Source organism: Sphingomonas sp. NFR04 (assembly GCF_900114095.1).
Lineage (GTDB): Bacteria > Pseudomonadota > Alphaproteobacteria > Sphingomonadales > Sphingomonadaceae > Sphingomonas.
On sequence record NZ_FORV01000002.1, the window covers coordinates 160,750 to 175,366 of the forward strand.

The 14,617-nt window shown below is 67.5% G+C and carries 12 protein-coding genes; 3 read left to right on the forward strand and 9 right to left on the reverse strand.

Features of this window, described 5'->3' with window-relative positions:
• Positions 1–14: 14 nt before the first annotated feature.
• The 5 genes from BM009_RS22175 to lptD all read right to left on the reverse strand — a co-directional run bounded on the left by BM009_RS22175 (position 15) and on the right by lptD (position 6,094).
• Positions 15–332: a hypothetical protein gene (locus BM009_RS22175; RefSeq protein WP_139216573.1), complete on the reverse strand. Its 318-nt coding sequence runs from the start codon at positions 330–332 to the stop codon at positions 15–17.
• Between the two features lie 191 nt (positions 333–523).
• Entirely contained in the window at positions 524–1,345 is an 822-nt protein-coding gene (rsmA, locus tag BM009_RS06930; protein WP_093294979.1) for a 16S rRNA (adenine(1518)-N(6)/adenine(1519)-N(6))-dimethyltransferase RsmA, read from the reverse strand.
• Positions 1,342–2,355 carry a 4-hydroxythreonine-4-phosphate dehydrogenase PdxA gene (gene pdxA / locus BM009_RS06935; protein WP_302847358.1) on the reverse strand — a complete coding sequence of 338 codons (1,014 nt, stop codon included), beginning with the start codon at positions 2,353–2,355 and terminating at the stop codon, positions 1,342–1,344. Before pdxA ends, rsmA begins: the two co-directional genes overlap by 4 nt.
• Position 2,356: 1 nt before the next feature.
• Positions 2,357–3,706, reverse strand: a complete 1,350-nt coding sequence (locus tag BM009_RS06940) for a peptidylprolyl isomerase (protein WP_254772227.1) — start codon at positions 3,704–3,706, stop codon at positions 2,357–2,359.
• A gap of 99 nt (positions 3,707–3,805) precedes the next feature.
• Complete coding sequence (gene lptD, locus BM009_RS06945; RefSeq protein WP_254772228.1) at positions 3,806–6,094, reverse strand: LPS-assembly protein LptD; 2,289 nt, start codon at positions 6,092–6,094, stop codon at positions 3,806–3,808.
• 138 nt (positions 6,095–6,232) lie between these two features.
• On the opposite strand from lptD, the gene BM009_RS06950 reads away from it, so the two are divergent.
• Positions 6,233–6,673, forward strand: coding sequence for a DNA polymerase III subunit chi (locus BM009_RS06950; protein ID WP_093294982.1), 441 nt, complete (start codon positions 6,233–6,235; stop codon positions 6,671–6,673).
• Positions 6,674–6,747: 74 nt separating this feature from the next.
• The gene (ndk, locus tag BM009_RS06955) at positions 6,748–7,170 is read left to right on the forward strand and encodes a nucleoside-diphosphate kinase (protein ID WP_093294983.1); all 423 of its coding nucleotides are present in this window, start codon (positions 6,748–6,750) and stop codon (positions 7,168–7,170) included.
• A 193-nt stretch (positions 7,171–7,363) separates the two neighbouring features.
• On the opposite strand, the gene BM009_RS06960 is transcribed toward ndk, so the two are convergent.
• The 4 genes from BM009_RS06960 to BM009_RS06975 all read right to left on the reverse strand — a co-directional run bounded on the left by BM009_RS06960 (position 7,364) and on the right by BM009_RS06975 (position 11,458).
• The gene (locus BM009_RS06960; protein WP_093294985.1) at positions 7,364–8,746 is read right to left on the reverse strand and encodes a sensor histidine kinase; all 1,383 of its coding nucleotides are present in this window, start codon (positions 8,744–8,746) and stop codon (positions 7,364–7,366) included.
• Positions 8,743–9,462: a response regulator gene (locus tag BM009_RS06965; RefSeq protein ID WP_093294987.1), complete on the reverse strand. Its 720-nt coding sequence runs from the start codon at positions 9,460–9,462 to the stop codon at positions 8,743–8,745. Before BM009_RS06965 ends, BM009_RS06960 begins: the two co-directional genes overlap by 4 nt.
• A 160-nt stretch (positions 9,463–9,622) precedes the next feature.
• The gene (locus BM009_RS06970; protein ID WP_093294988.1) at positions 9,623–10,117 is read right to left on the reverse strand and encodes an EF-hand domain-containing protein; all 495 of its coding nucleotides are present in this window, start codon (positions 10,115–10,117) and stop codon (positions 9,623–9,625) included.
• Between the two features lie 126 nt (positions 10,118–10,243).
• Entirely contained in the window at positions 10,244–11,458 is a 1,215-nt protein-coding gene (locus BM009_RS06975; protein WP_093294990.1) for an MFS transporter, read from the reverse strand.
• A gap of 293 nt (positions 11,459–11,751) precedes the next feature.
• Between BM009_RS06975 and BM009_RS06980 the strand changes: the two genes are divergently transcribed.
• Complete coding sequence (locus BM009_RS06980) at positions 11,752–14,484, forward strand: TonB-dependent receptor (RefSeq protein WP_093294991.1); 2,733 nt, start codon at positions 11,752–11,754, stop codon at positions 14,482–14,484.
• Positions 14,485–14,617: the final 133 nt, after the last annotated feature.

Genomic DNA, 14,617 nt, shown 5'->3' on the forward strand with positions numbered 1-14,617 from the left:
GTCCATCATGCGCGTTAGTCGGAAGCCCAAACTGCTTCGGCTTCTTCAAGGATGAAGGTGACCTGGCCGTGCTCAAAGGAGGCGGCGCCCACGCAGGTGCATCGAGGCTTCTTGCCGGCCATGCTGGCCAACCAAGACTGAGACGAGAGCTTCAATAGTTCTGGAAATTCTTCTATCCGATAGCCATTAGGCAATTCGATTTGAATTAAGCCCGTTCCGTCAATTGGATCAGAGCACCCGATATCCTGGAGAAAGTAGCGATGTTCAAAATCGTAGTAGGCGAGAGCTGTTACACTAACGGCTTCAGTGCCATCTTGGTGACGCGCAGCCATGTTTTTTAACTCGCATACGGTCCGTACCTTAGGTGGCGCCACTATGTTCGTCGGAGAGAAAGCAGCGACAGGGCTACCTACGAGCGGCAAGGCCGCAAAGAGCAAAGTGATCCTCATACGCCAGCTTCGCTAAAGCGGCTAATGTCGTCAATTGGGCGGTTTCGAGCATTCCTGACTTAAGAGTGTACTACCTAGCCGCGCCCGAGCTCGCGCGCGATCGCGACGAACTCGGCGACGCTGACGGTTTCGGCGCGGCGGCTCGCGTCGATGCCGAGCGTCTCCAGTGCCGCCAGCGCGCCGGGGACCGACTTGAGGCTCTGGCGCAGCATCTTGCGGCGCTGGCCGAAGGCCGCGGCCGTCACCGCCTCCAGGATGCGCAGCTGGACGCCCTCGGGCGCTTCGCCGGGGACGATGTGGACCACCGCCGACATCACCTTGGGCGGCGGGGTGAAGGCCGAGCGATGGACGTTCATCGCGATTCGCGGCGTGCTCCGCCATTGGGCGAGTACCGCGAGCCGGCCATAATGTTCGGTGCCGGCCTGGGCGACGATGCGCTCGGCGACTTCCTTCTGGAACATCAGCGTCAGGCTCGCCCACCAGGGCTGCCATTCGGCCGAGAGCCAGCCGACCAGCAGCGCGGTGCCGACATTATAGGGCAGGTTGGCGACGACGTGCGGCTTGCCGGCGAACAGGGCCGGCGCGTCGACCTCCAGCGCATCGCCCTCGATCACGCGGAGCTTGTCGGGGAAATAGCCGCCCAGTTCCTCCAGCGCAGGGATGCAGCGGCGATCGCGCTCGACCGCCGTGACGCTGGCCCCGGCCTGGAGCAGCGCGCGGGTAAGGCCGCCGGGGCCCGGGCCGACCTCGAACACCTCGGCACCGGCGAGGTCGCCCGGCACCTTAGCGATGCGGCCGAGCAGCTGGCCGTCGAACAGGAAATTCTGCCCCAGCGCCTTGCTGGCGCTCAGCCCGTACCTGGTGATGACGTCGCGGAGCGGGGGGAGGGCAGTCACGCGGCGGCTTCTGCCCGGCGCTGTGCCGCCTCGGCGGCCATACGGATGGCGGCAATCATCGCGCCGGGATGCGCAACATCCTGCCCGGCGATGCCGAAGGCAGTGCCGTGATCGGGCGAGGTGCGGACGATCGGCAGGCCCAGCGTCAGGTTGACGCCGTCGTCGAAATGGAGCGTCTTGATCGGGATCAGCGCCTGGTCGTGATAGAGGCACAGCGCCGCATCATAGCCCTGGCGGGCGCGGGCATGGAACAGCGTGTCGGCGGCGTAGGGCCCGCGCGCGTCGATCCCCTCGGCGCGGAGCTGCTCGATCGCCGGTGCCAGCACGTCGATCTCCTCGCGCCCGATGGCGCCGTTCTCGCCCGCATGCGGGTTGAGCCCGGCAAAGGCGAGCCGCGGGTTGGCGATGCCGAAATTGCGCTGGAGCCCGCGCGCGGTGACGCGGCCCTTGGCGACGATCAACTCGACGCTGATCAGCGAGGGCACCCGCGCCAGCGGGACATGGACGGTAATCGGCACCACCCGCAGCGTCGGCCCGGCGAGCATCATCACGGCGTTGTCCGCGGTGATGCCGCAGCGCTCGGCGACGAACTCGGTCTGGCCGGGGTGCGAGAAGCCGATCGCATAGAGCTGGGACTTGGAGACGGGGCCCGTCACCAGCGCGCCTGCGGCACCCGCGCTGGCGAGGCCCGTCGCCACCTCCAGCGACTGGAGCGCGATATGCGCCGTACCGAGCGAAGGCGCGCCGGCCACCACGGGACCGGTATCGCCGATCGGCAGCACCGGGAGCGCGTCGCCGAATACCGCGAGCGCTTCGCGCGGATCGCTGATCGGCGCGATCGGGCCGCCCCACGCGGCGCGCACCGCCGCGGGATCACCCACCGCGAAAAACGGCGCGAGGCGCTCGGCCCCGCGCGCTTCCCACGCCTTGGCAGTGATTTCCGGCCCGATCCCCGCCGAGTCGCCCATGGCGACGGCGAGCGGAGGCAGCGGGGCGCCTCCCACCGTCACGTCAGCGATATTCGATCAGCGCGTCGCGGCGCAGGTCGCGCAGCATGCGCTCGGCGCGGAGGTTGACGCGCTGGTCCTCGAGCTGCTCCTGCACCTGCTCCACCGAGGGGGTGTTGGCAGCGGGCGGATCGTCGCGGCCGCAGATCACCAGCACGCGCACGCCATCGTCGATCGAGCCGAAGGGCTGGGTCGCCTGGCCGACCTGGAGCGGCAGGATCAGGTTCTGCAGCGCCGGCGGCAGGTCCTTGATGACGATATTGTCGCGGTCGACCACTTCGGCACCCTCGGCCGCGGCCACCTTGCTCACGTCGCCGCAGCCGCGGATCGCCTGGGTCGCCTTGGCGAAGGAGGCGGCGCGGGTGCTGGCCTGGGCCTCGGTGGTGCCCTTGGCGAAGGCGAGCGACAGCTGGCGGAGGCTCAGGCGGGCGTCACGCGGATCGGAGATGCCGACCTTGTGCTTGTCCGCCAGGTAGACGATCGAGAAGCCCGCGGAGAGCGGGATCGGCCCGGCAACCTGGCCCGGCTGCATCTCCTGCACCGCCTGGGCGAGCTGCTCAGGCAGCATCGCCGGCTGGATCCAGCCAAGATCGCCGCCGCGCGCGCGGGTCGAGCTCTGCGAATAGGTGCGGGCAAGATAGTCGAACGGCGTGCCCGAGCGCATCTGCTCGATCATCTTCTTCATGCCGCCGGACACTTCCTCGGCGCGATCGGGCGTGGCGTTCTGGTAGATTTCGTAGACGTGGAACTCGTCGGTGCCCTTCTGGGCGGTTAGGCGATCGATCATCGCCTTCACTTCGGTCTCGCCGACATTCACGTTGACGCGCTTGCGCAGCAGCCGGCTCCAGGCGAGCTCCGCCTCGATCTGGCGCTTGATCGAGCGCTCGGACGAGCCGATCTCGCGCAGCCAGGCGCGCATCTGGTCGGGCGTCTTCTGGAAGCGGGTGCCGACGCGGCTGAAGCTGCTCTCGATTTCGCGCGGATCGACCTTGATCTCGTTGGCTTTGGCCTCCTGGATCTCGAGCGTCTCGTCGATCAGCTGGCGGAGCATGGCGAGCTTGAGCTGCTCGCGCTCTTCGGGCTTCAGGGTCAGCTTCTGCATGCCGGTGACGAGCGCGACGCGCTGGTCGACCTCGGTGCCGGTGATCACGTAATCGTTGACGATCGCGGTGGGCTTGCGGATGTTCGGATCGGCCTTGCCGAAGAATTCCAGCGTGCTCGGCAGATCGAGCCCGTTGTTCACGCCGTCCTGCCCCGCGGAGGTCTGGGCGATCGCCATCGTCGCCAGGGCAGCAAGCCCCGCGCCGGCCAGCCACTTCGCACCCGTTCCCGCAATCCTGCCCACACCCATCATCACTTCAGAACGACCCTTATCCTCAAACGGGAAGCAGCGCTTATAGCGCAATTGTGCCTGAACCAAGGCTTAGCGCCGAATCCCCCCAGACCGGGTCTTCTAGCGGCCGAGGTTCTTGAAGGCGAGGGTGAGCAGATAAGAGTTGCCGCGCTGCGCGTCGCCGGTGGTGGCATAGTCGCGCCGCCAGGTGGTGCCGATGCGCAGGCAGTCGTCCTCGTAGAACAGCCCGATGCGGTGGCGGATCGGCTGGAAGCCGTTGGCCAGCGACAGCGGGTCCTCCTGCTTGTCGGTGAGGTCAATCAGCGTCGAGCCCGACAGCGACCAGAAGCGCGCGAACTGCACGCGGGCGCCGAGGCGGAGTTCCTCGCGATCCTGCAGATCCTCCAGCGTCGGATCGACATTGCGGTTGAGCCGCAGATAGCCGACCGTGACATAGGTGGCGCGCGAGCCCACCGACATGTCGATTTCGTTGCGGCGCACCGCCAGCCCGTCCTTGTCGAGCCGGTAGCGGTGGGTGAGGCTGATGAAATCGTGGAAGCGGATCACGGTGCGCCCGACGATGTCGGACATGCGATCGGTGAGGCCGGTGCCGTTCGGGAACAGCGTCGACCGCGTCGTCAGGCGGTAGCTCTGGCCGACATTGGCCTCGACGCTGATGCCCGGCAGGTACAGCGCATAGTCGAGCCCGTAGGTGAAGCGGGTCGAATCCTCGAAGCGATCATAGCCGGCGAAGCGGTTGAGCGCGAACAGGTTCGAGTCCTCGAGGTCGACCGCGCGGGCGTCCTCGTTGGGGACGTCCATGTTCTCCAGGTGCGGCGCGACGACCATCTGCACGCGCGGGGTGATCCGCTGCGAGCCGCCGAGGAAGTCGCCGACGAACGGCCATTTCACATCGAGCGCGCCGGCGGCGATGCCGCGGAAGCGGAAGCCGTCCTCGCCGCGATAGCTCGCCACCGTCGTCGCGATCGTGTCCGACGTGTTGTAGATGTCGCCCCGGGTATAGGCGGTCAGGCTGACTTCCTGGCCCCAGTTGGTGAGGCGACGGATGCTCCACTGCGCACTGGTGAAGGCGCGCTGCGTGTCCTGCCCGCCGGTGCGGGTGAGCGCGAGGGTGTTGACCTCGAAGTCGAACTTGCCGCCGAGCAGCCCGTCGTCGAGGCGGCGGCGATAGTCGAGCTCGGGCAGCGCCACCGGCTGCAGCCCCTGGCGATCGCCGACCCGCAGCGTCTGCACCGCCCAGGCATTGATCGCGAAATAGCTGTCGGCATCGATCCGCTCGATGGCGAGGTTGTTGCGCAACCGGTCGTCGCGCGAAATGTCGTAGCGGCGCAGGAAGGTGCGGTCGCTCGCGACGCGGAACGACGCACTTACGTCCCAATTGGTGTCGAGCTGGTAGCGGCCGACCAAGTCGAGATAGCCGCGAAAGTCGTTGCGCAGCGTCGCCGGGGTCGGCGTGACGGTGAGGTCGTCGGCGCGGCGGCTGTAGGTGCCATAGGCCTGGAGGCGGAAGGAGCCGAGGCTGTTGAGCTCGCGATAATCGGCCTGCAGCATCGGCAGCGTGTCGGAGAAGACGCGCGGCGTGACGGTCAGGTCGCGGTTGGGCGCGATGCTGATGAAATAGGGCAGAGCGAGCTGCAGGCCGTTGGTGCGGCTGTAGCGCGCGTCGGGCGTCAGGAACCCCGAATCGCTCTGGCCGCCGGCGGGGTGCGAAAAGGCCGGCAGCGGGATCGTCGCGAAGCCGAATACCGAGATGCGCGCGCCCTTGTAGCGCAGCCGATGCTTGGCCGGATCATAGACGACGCGGTCGGCGGTGATCTTCCACGAGGGCTCCTTCGGGCAGCCCGAACTGTCGGAGACCGAGCAGGGCGTATAGGCGGCATTCTCGACCGTGATGACGCCGCCGTCGTTGCGCGAGCCGCGCGCCGCGGCAATGCGGCCGCCGGCTTCCAGCACGACGAGCATATTGTCGACCACGCCGTCCTTCAGCGTGTCGGTCAGCTCGATGCTGTCGCCATAGGCGGCATCGCCCTCGGGATTGGCGACGACGATGTTGCCGGTCGCCATCACCTTGCCGGTGCGGCGGTCCCAGGTGACCTTGTCGGCGCGGAGGCGGTTGCTCTCGCGATACATGCGCACGTCGCCGCTGGCGGTGACGACGTCGCTGTTCATGTCATAGTCGAGCTGGTCGGCGGTGAACTGGACCTGCTTGGGATCGTCGGGCAGGCCATTGGCCGGCGGCGGGGCGGGCTCGGCCGGCCGGTCCTGCAGATCGGCGGCGGGCACCGTGGCGCCGGCAGCCTGGTCCGCGGGCAGGGGACGCGAATCGGGCGCCTGCTGGGCGCGAGCCTGCGCCGACAGGCACAGACCGAGCGCGGCCGGAAAGAACATGGCCTTGCGCTTCACGAAAACTCCCACCTTTATCGTCACTCCCCGGCAACGGGCATCCACGTGCCCTATCGCAGCGATTGCGGCTCCGCAACGGGAGGCGCGTTGGCCCCAACGCACATCCGGGCTAAGGGGCCCCGCATGCAGGTCGATTTCTATCACCTTACCATGGCGCCGCTCGATCGCGTGCTGCCGTCGATTGCCGAAAAGGTGCTGGGCAGCGGCGGGCGGCTGCTGATCGTCGCCGAGGATCCGGCGCTGCGTACCCGCATCGACCAGCTGCTGTGGAGCTACCAGCCGGCGAGTTTCCTGCCGCATGGGCAGGCGGGCGGCGACTGGGACAGCGAGCAGCCGGCGTTGATCGCGGAGACAGTCGTACCCGCCAACGGCGCCCGCAACGTGGCGCTGGTCGGCGGCCTGTGGCGCGACGAAGCGCTGGCGTTCGAGCGCGCCTTCCATCTGTTCGACGAGGACAGCATCGGCGCGGCGCGCGTGGCCTGGCGCACGCTCGGCGAGCGCGAGGGCGTCGAGCGGCGCTACTGGCGTCAGGACGAAAATGGCCGCTGGGCGCAAGTCGCCTGAGCTTGCATTGAAGACGCCGCAGGACTAGGGAGCCGCCACTTCCTTCCATCACCAATTACAGGAGCCGCACGGCCATGGCCGCGACCCGGACCTTTTCGATCATCAAGCCCGATGCCACCCGCCGCAACATCACCGGCGCCGTCACCAAGATGCTGGAAGAGGCAGGCCTGCGCGTCGTCGCCTCCAAGCGCATCCAGATGACCCGCGAGCAGGCCGAGGGCTTCTATGGCGTCCACAAGGAGCGTCCCTTCTTCAACGACCTCGTCTCGTTCATGATCTCGGGCCCGGTCGTCGTGCAGGTGCTCGAGGGCGAGAACGCCGTGCAGCGCAACCGCGACATCATGGGCGCGACCAACCCGGCGAACGCCGAGCCGGGCACGATCCGCAAGGAACTGGCCGAGTCGATCGAAGCGAACTCGGTCCATGGTTCGGACTCGGAAGAGAACGCCGCGATCGAGATCGCCTTCTTCTTCAAGCCGGAAGAAATCGTCGGCTGATAGGCCGGGGTTTTCGGTAGAAAAAGGGCCGCGCTTCCGATGGGGAGCGCGGCTTTTTTGTTTCTTCTTTTCTAAGCCCCTCCCCTTCAGGGGAGGGGTTTGGGGTGGGGCAGTGTCTCGCAGAGACCAACATCGGTTCTGGAATCCCTCACCCCAACCCCTCCCCTAAAGGGGAGGGGCTAAATAGTGGGACTCACCGCGGCAGCGTGATCGTCGCCGTCAGCCCGCCACCGTCGCGGTTACCCAGCGCGATCGTTCCCCCTGCATCGTTGACGATCGCCCGCGCCAGCGCCAGCCCGAGCCCGATCCCCCCGGTATCGCGATTGCGCGACTGTTCCAGCCGGGTGAACGGATTGAACACCGCTTCCAGCTTGTCCGCGGGAATGCCGGGCCCGCGGTCGCACACCTCGATCGTCACCCGCTCGGCCTCCGGGATCAGCCGCACCTCCGCGCCGCCGCCATATTTCACCGCATTCTCGATCAGGTTGCGCACCGCACGGCGCATCAGCGTCGGCCGCAACCGCATCTTCAGCCGTTCGGGCTCCTCGAAGGTCACGTCGTGATCGAGGTCGCGGAAATCCTCGACCACCGCATCGACCAGCGCGCCGAGATCGACATCGGTGTTGGGCTCGCTCGGCCGCCCCAGCCGGGCCAGCGACAGGATGTCGTCCAGCGTCCGGCTCATCTCGTCGACCGTGTCGGCCATCCGCGCGCGATCGTCCTCGTCCTCCACCGACTCGATCCGGACCCGCAGCGCCTGGAGCGGCGTGCGCAGGTCGTGCCCGATCGCGCCGAGCATCCGGTCCTTCTCGTCGAGCATCGAGGTGACGCGCCGACCGAGCGCATTGTACGCAGCAATGAGCGCGCGCACGTCGCTGGGGCCGCGCTCGCGGATCGGGGCGGTGTCGTCGCCGGGGCGGAAGGTCCGTGCGGCGTCGGTCAGGGTACGCAACGGCCGCGCGATCCGTCCGCCGACCAGCAGCACCGGCACCAGCACTACGACGTAGAGGATCAGCGTCTGCGCGGCGAGCTGCCAGATCAGGTCGAACTCGGTGCGCGGCCAGGGTGTCGCGAGGGTGAGCCAGCCCTTGCCGGGCAACTCGACCGCGACCAGCATCTCCGCACCCATCCGCCGCAGCCGCTCGGCGCGGAGCGGATCGAGCTTGGGATCGAGCAGGCGCTCCGGCCGGACCGGACGCAGCGCCGCCATGATCGTACCGGCACGCAGTCCCGCATCCTCGAGCCCACGGCGAAGATCGCGCTCGACATCGGGGCGGCGCCGAGCGACCTCGCCCGCGAACGGGTTCTCGGCGTGCAGCCGTACATGGGTGCGCGGATCGGAGAGGAAGCGCTTCTTCGCAGCACCCGGCTGAAGCGGGGCCTCGCGCTGGAGGACGAGCAGCCGCTCGGCCGCGTCGGCCAGCCGCGTGGTCGCGGGCGCGATCACCAGCGCGAACCGCGCCTTTTGCCGCTCATGGAGCAGCAGCCCGAAGTTGATCGCCTGCGCGACGAACAGCGCAGCGGCGACGAGCAGGGCAATGCGCGCGATCAGGCTCGTGGGCAGGAACCGCCTCAAAGCCGGGTGACCTCGGCCGCCAATGTATAGCCGCCGCCCCACACGGTCTTGATGATCGAGGGGTTCTTGGCATCCGGCTCGATCTTCTTGCGCAAGCGGCTGACCTGATTGTCGATCGCCCGATCGAACGCCGCCGCCTCGCGCCCCTGCGTCAGGTCGAGCAGCTGGTCGCGGGTGAGCACCTGGCGCGGCCGGGTGACCAGCGCGTGGAGCAGGTTGTACTCGCCGGTCGACAGCGGCACCGAGACGCCCTCGCGATCGACCAGGGTCCGCTCGCCGGTGCGCAGCACCCAGCCGGCAAAGGCGAACGAGCCGGTTTCGGGCGCATGCTGCTTGGCGCCGCCCGCCGACCAGCGGCGCAGCACCACCTTGATCCGGGCCGAGAGCTCGCGCGGACTGAACGGCTTCACGACATAATCGTCAGCGCCCATTTCCAGCCCGACGATCCGGTCGGTCTCCTCGCTGCGCGCGGTGAGCAGTATCACCGGCGTCTCGCTGGTCTCGCGGATATGGCGGCACAGGCTCAGCCCGTCCTCGCCCGGCATCATGATGTCGAGCACCACCAGGTCGATCGCATAGGCGTTGAGCCGCGCCCGCGCGCTCTCCGCATCGCCCGCCTGGGTGACGCGAAAGCCCTGCTTGGTGAGATATTGCGCGAGCGGCTCGCGGATCGAGCGCTCGTCGTCGACGAGCAGCAGGTGCGGGACTTCGGACATGGTCACCAACGTAGCGCCTTTGTCGTCGGGGAAAAGAGCCGGGCGGGAGGGAGGAGATCCACAAGGCACCGCGGTGAAGCGTCAGGGGAGGCGCGTTCGATCCCGACGGGGACAGGATCGGCGATGCCCGCGGCCTCCCGCCCGGCTGCTCCGGCTGGCGTCAGTTGCCGTCGGCCGGAGGAGGGGGGGGCATGTCGCCGCCCGGCGCACCCTGGCGACCACGCCAGCCGCCACCGCGGCGCATCTGCATCATCTTCTGCGCAGCTGCCTGGCGCTCGGCGGCATCGATCTTGCCGTCATGATTGGTGTCGACGCGGTCGAACATCCGAGTGGCGCGGGCCTGCTCGTCGGCGAGGGTGATGTCGTTCTTGGGCGCCATCCGGCCGCCCATCCGCGCGCGCTGCTGCGCCATATAGGCCTCGCGCTCTTCCGGCGTGACCTTGCCGTCGTGGTTCGCGTCCATCGCATTGAAGCGGGTGGCGATGCTGGCGAGCATCTCGTCGCGGGTGACGATGCCGTCCTTGTTCTGGTCGGCCATGGCGAGCGGATCGTGGCGGGGGCCCCGCGGGCCGTCCTGCGGCTCGACTTGGGCGGCAAGCGCCGAGCCTGCGAGCAGCGAGGCCCCGAGCGCGGCGAGAGTGACATGTTTCAGCATCCGAAACTCCTGAGAAGGAATGGGATGCCGGGGGCGGGGGCGGACCCCCGGCACGCCCTTCATCTCGCCCATGCCTGTCGCATGGGTTTGTCATCGTCGCGACAAAGTGTCGCAAATTGTCGTTCGCTATTCTGCGGGCGCCTGCTGCACGCGCGGCACGACCTTCCACTCGATCAGCAGCAGCGCGCTCAGCGCCAGCACCGCCGCCACCGCGAAATTGCCGCCCCGGAAGCCGCGCTCGGATCCGAACGCCAGCGCCTGGCTGAGCAGCAGCGGGCCGAGGATCAGCGCGACGCTGCCGAGCGCCGCCATGCCGCCCTGGAGCGCGCCCTGGCGCGACGGGTCGGTCATCCGCGAGAGCAGCGCGTTGATCGACGGAAAGGCGAGGCCTTGGAACGCGGCGAAGGGGATGATCGCGAACACCATCCAGGTCTCCCGCGCGAAGCAATAGCAGAGGAAGGCAAGGCCGCCGGCAAGCATGCCGAGCACCACCGTCCGCTCCTCGCCCCAGGCGGCGATCGCGCGGCCGGTGACGAAGCTCTGGACCAGCGCCATGCAGATGCCGGACGCCGCAAGCGAGGCGCCGATCATCTGCTCGTTCCAGCCGAGCGCGATCTCGCCGAAGAACGCCCAGGTCGCCGGATACACCATGTGCGCGAGCTGCCAGAGGAAAGCGGCGAGCAGCAGCGGCTTGGCGTTGCCCGCCTCGAACAGCGGGCGGAAGGCGGCGAAGACGTGGGCGTCGCGCAGCCGGAAGGGGCGGCGGCGCTCGGGCGCCATCGTCTCGGGCAGCAGGAACAGGATCCACAGCGCGTTGAGCCCGGCCAGCGCCGCCGCGGCGATGAACGGCGCACGCGGGCCCAGGCTGGCGAGCAGGCCGCCGATCGCCGGGCCGAGGATGAAGCCGATCCCGAACGCCGCCCCCATCATCCCGAAGGTCGCGCCGCGCTTCTCGGGCGGGGTGACGTCCGCCAGCACGGCATTGGCCGGGCCGTACACCGCGCCCGCGATCCCGGCCACGACGCGGCCGACGAACAGCCAGGTGATGGTCGGCGCGGCCGCCATCAGCAGATAATCGGTGGCGAACGCCGCCATCGAGGCGAGCAGCACCGGGCGCCGGCCGACACTGTCGCCGAGCGAGCCCAGGATCGGGCCGGCGACGAACTGGGCCACGGCGAACGCGACCAGCATCCAGCCGCCGATCCGGGCGGCATCGTCGAGACTGGTGTGCGACAGCGTCACGATCAGCTTCGGCAGCACCGGAAGGATCACGCCGAACCCGATCGAGTCGATCAGAACGGCGGCCAGAACGATCGGTACGGCACGATGGTGAAACTGCATGTGGCCCCCTCCCCAGAGGCCCGCCACTGTATCCCAAATGCGGTGCACCGGCCAAGTTCTGCCGTCGCCTGCGATAAGACCGAAGCCGGTCAAAGCCTTATCCCGTCCGAACCGCGGCCGCGTGGTGCAGCGCGCCAATTCGGTTGGGCAACACTGTGCTCTCTCTGCAACGATTGTATTCAAGTGGCATTTTGCAACTTTAGTTTTGCTTGACGTCGCTGACGGCAAGGCGTGTATTCGAGCTTCGGGTATGGAGCGGAAACACAGCTCCAACCTCGGTGGAGAGGAAAGATATGCGGCTACGCCTTATGTCGGCCTGTGCAGTGCCGGCACTCGTGATGGCGCTCGCAGCGCCCGCGCTCGCGCAGGAAACATCCCAGGATCAGCAGGATGCGGCTGGACGGTCCGTCCAGGCCGATAACGAGATCATCGTCACCGCGCAGGGCCGCGCCCAGGCGCTTGCCGACGTGCCGCTGGCAGTCTCCGCAGTGAGTGCGGAAACGCTGCAGCAGACCGGCGCCAACGATATCCGCGCGCTCAACCAGGTGGCGCCGTCGCTGCTGGTCTCGTCGACGGGCAGCGAGGCCAATGGCTCTGCGCGCATTCGAGGGATCGGTACGGTCGGCGACAATCCTGGCCTGGAAAGCTCGGTCGCGGTATTCATCGACGGCGTCTATCGCTCGCGCTCGGGCATCGGTCTCAGCGAACTCGGCGATCTCGAGCGGATCGAGGTGCTGCGCGGCCCGCAGGGCACGCTGTTCGGCCGCAACGCCTCGGCGGGCATCATCAACATCGTCTCGAAGAAGCCGGAATCGACCTTCTCGGCAGGCGCCGAGGCGACCTATGGCAACTACAACGCGATTCGAGTGCAGGGCTTCGTCAACGTGCCGCTCAGCAGCACGGTCGCGGGCCGGCTCGACGGCGTCTACATGAAGCGCGACGGCTTCTACCACGATGTCACCAACAATCGCGACGTCAACAATCGCGACCGCTACTTCCTGCGCGGCCAGCTGCTGTTCGAGCCGAGCAGCGACATCCAGATCCGCGTGATCGGCGACTATACCCATCGCAACGAGGAATGCTGCGGCGCGGTCTATGTCGACTCCTCGATCAATCCCTATATCGGCAGCCTGAACAGCCCGACGGCGAACAATATCGTCCGCGTGCTGCGCGACCTCGGTCAGCCCTTGGGGGCGTTCAGCAGCCCCTATAGCCGCAACCTCTATGTCTCGCGGGGGCGCAGCTATGGCGGGATCACCGAGGATTGGGGCGGCTCGGTCCAGCTCGACTGGAACCTGGGCAAGGTGAAGCTCACCTCGATCACCGGCTATCGCAACTATTTCTCGAGCCAGGGCGCCGATACTGATTACAGCGCGGTCGACCTGCTATATCGCGCGCCGAATGCGGACTCGTCGCGCGCGTTCGAGACGTTCAGCCAGGAACTCCGCCTCAACGGCACCGCCTTCAACGAGAAGCTCGACTGGCTCGTCGGCGGCTATTTCGCCAATGAGGACCTGACGCTCGTCGACAATCTCCGCTTCGGCAGCCAGTACGGCCGCTTCGCCACCTGCCGCATCGTCTCGGGCAGCGCGCTCGCTGCGCTCTACAACCCGGCGGCGGCGGGCTGCCTTGCCGCGCGGCCGGCGCTGTTCGGTGCCGCGAGCCCGCTGATCTACGCGGCGTTCGATCGGCTCGACGGGATCAACGATCGCGGCACGACGCGCGACTATTTCAGGCAGAACAGCCGCAACTGGGCGCTGTTCACCCACAATATCTTCCACGTCACCAAGGGCTTGGACCTGACGCTGGGGCTGCGCTACACCAATGAGCGCAAGCGGCTGAACGCCACCTTCGGCAACGACAACACCGCCTGCGTCGCCAACCAGACGGCGCTGCTGCCGCTTCGCTCGGTCGCCTCGCTCACCGCGACGATCGACGGCATCCTCGGCCTGTCCTGCCAGGGCAACTCCACCGCCGAGCTCAACGGCGCCGCGATCAGCGATACCCGCAAGGAGGACCAGTTCACCGGCACGGCGATCCTATCGTACAAGCCGACCGACGACCTGCTGCTCTACGGCAGCTATTCGCGCGGCTACAAGGCGGGCGGCTTCAACCTCGACAAGTCGGCGCTCAAGGTGCCGATCCTGCCCTTCGCCGCGGTCGGCGGTGCGCAGGCGCTGGTGAGCAACCTCCAGTTCGCACCGGAGACCAACAACGCCTTCGAGATCGGCCTGAAATACTCGACCCGCAAGTTCAGCCTGAACCTCTCGGCCTTCCGCCAGCAGTTCAAGAATTTCCAGCTCAACACCTTCAACGGCACCGTCTTCCTGGTGCAGAACATCAATGGCTGCACCGCCAGCCTGGGCGGCGGCGACCGCGACCAGAGCAAGTTCAGCACCGCGACCAACTTCAACGCCGCGGCCTCGACCACGGGCGCCTGCTCGTCCTCCAACGTCAGCTACGGCGTGGTGTCGCAGGGCGTCGAGCTCGAAGCCTCGGTCGTGCCGGTGCGCGATTTCCGGGTCGGGCTGGGCCTCACCTATGCCGACACCCATTATCGCGACCAGCTGGTCGGCAACGATGCCGGCGGGCCGCTCGACCAGGCGCTGCGGCGGCTGCCGGGGCAGCAGCTGTCCAACGCGCCCGAGATCGTCAGCACCGCCTCGGTCGCCTGGACGCCGCCGCTCGGCAGTTCGGGCCTCAGCGGCCTGATCTATTTCGACGCGCGCATGACCGGCGACTACAACACCGGCTCGGACCTGTTCCCGCAGAAGATCCAGGACGGCTACACGCTGGTCAACGGGCGTATCGGCATCCGCGGCAAGGACGAGCGCTGGGCCATCGAGTTCTGGGGACAGAATATCTTCAACCAGAACTACACCCAGGTGGTGTTCAATTCGCCCTTCCAGGAGGGCGCCGCCACCGCACCGTTCACCGATCCCAAATATCCGGGCGGCCGCCAGCTCTTCTCGGCATATCTCGCCGAGCCGCGCACCTACGGCATCACGCTGCGCACGCGCTTCTGACTTTCCTGGGGAGGAAAGCACTGGGCCGGAGGAGCGATCCTCCGGCCCTATTTTTGCGCCGCACACGGGAGAACCATGGCTTTACTCGCAGCGATCGAAATTCTTTTGCGAGAGCGCACGTCGGCGCCGAATT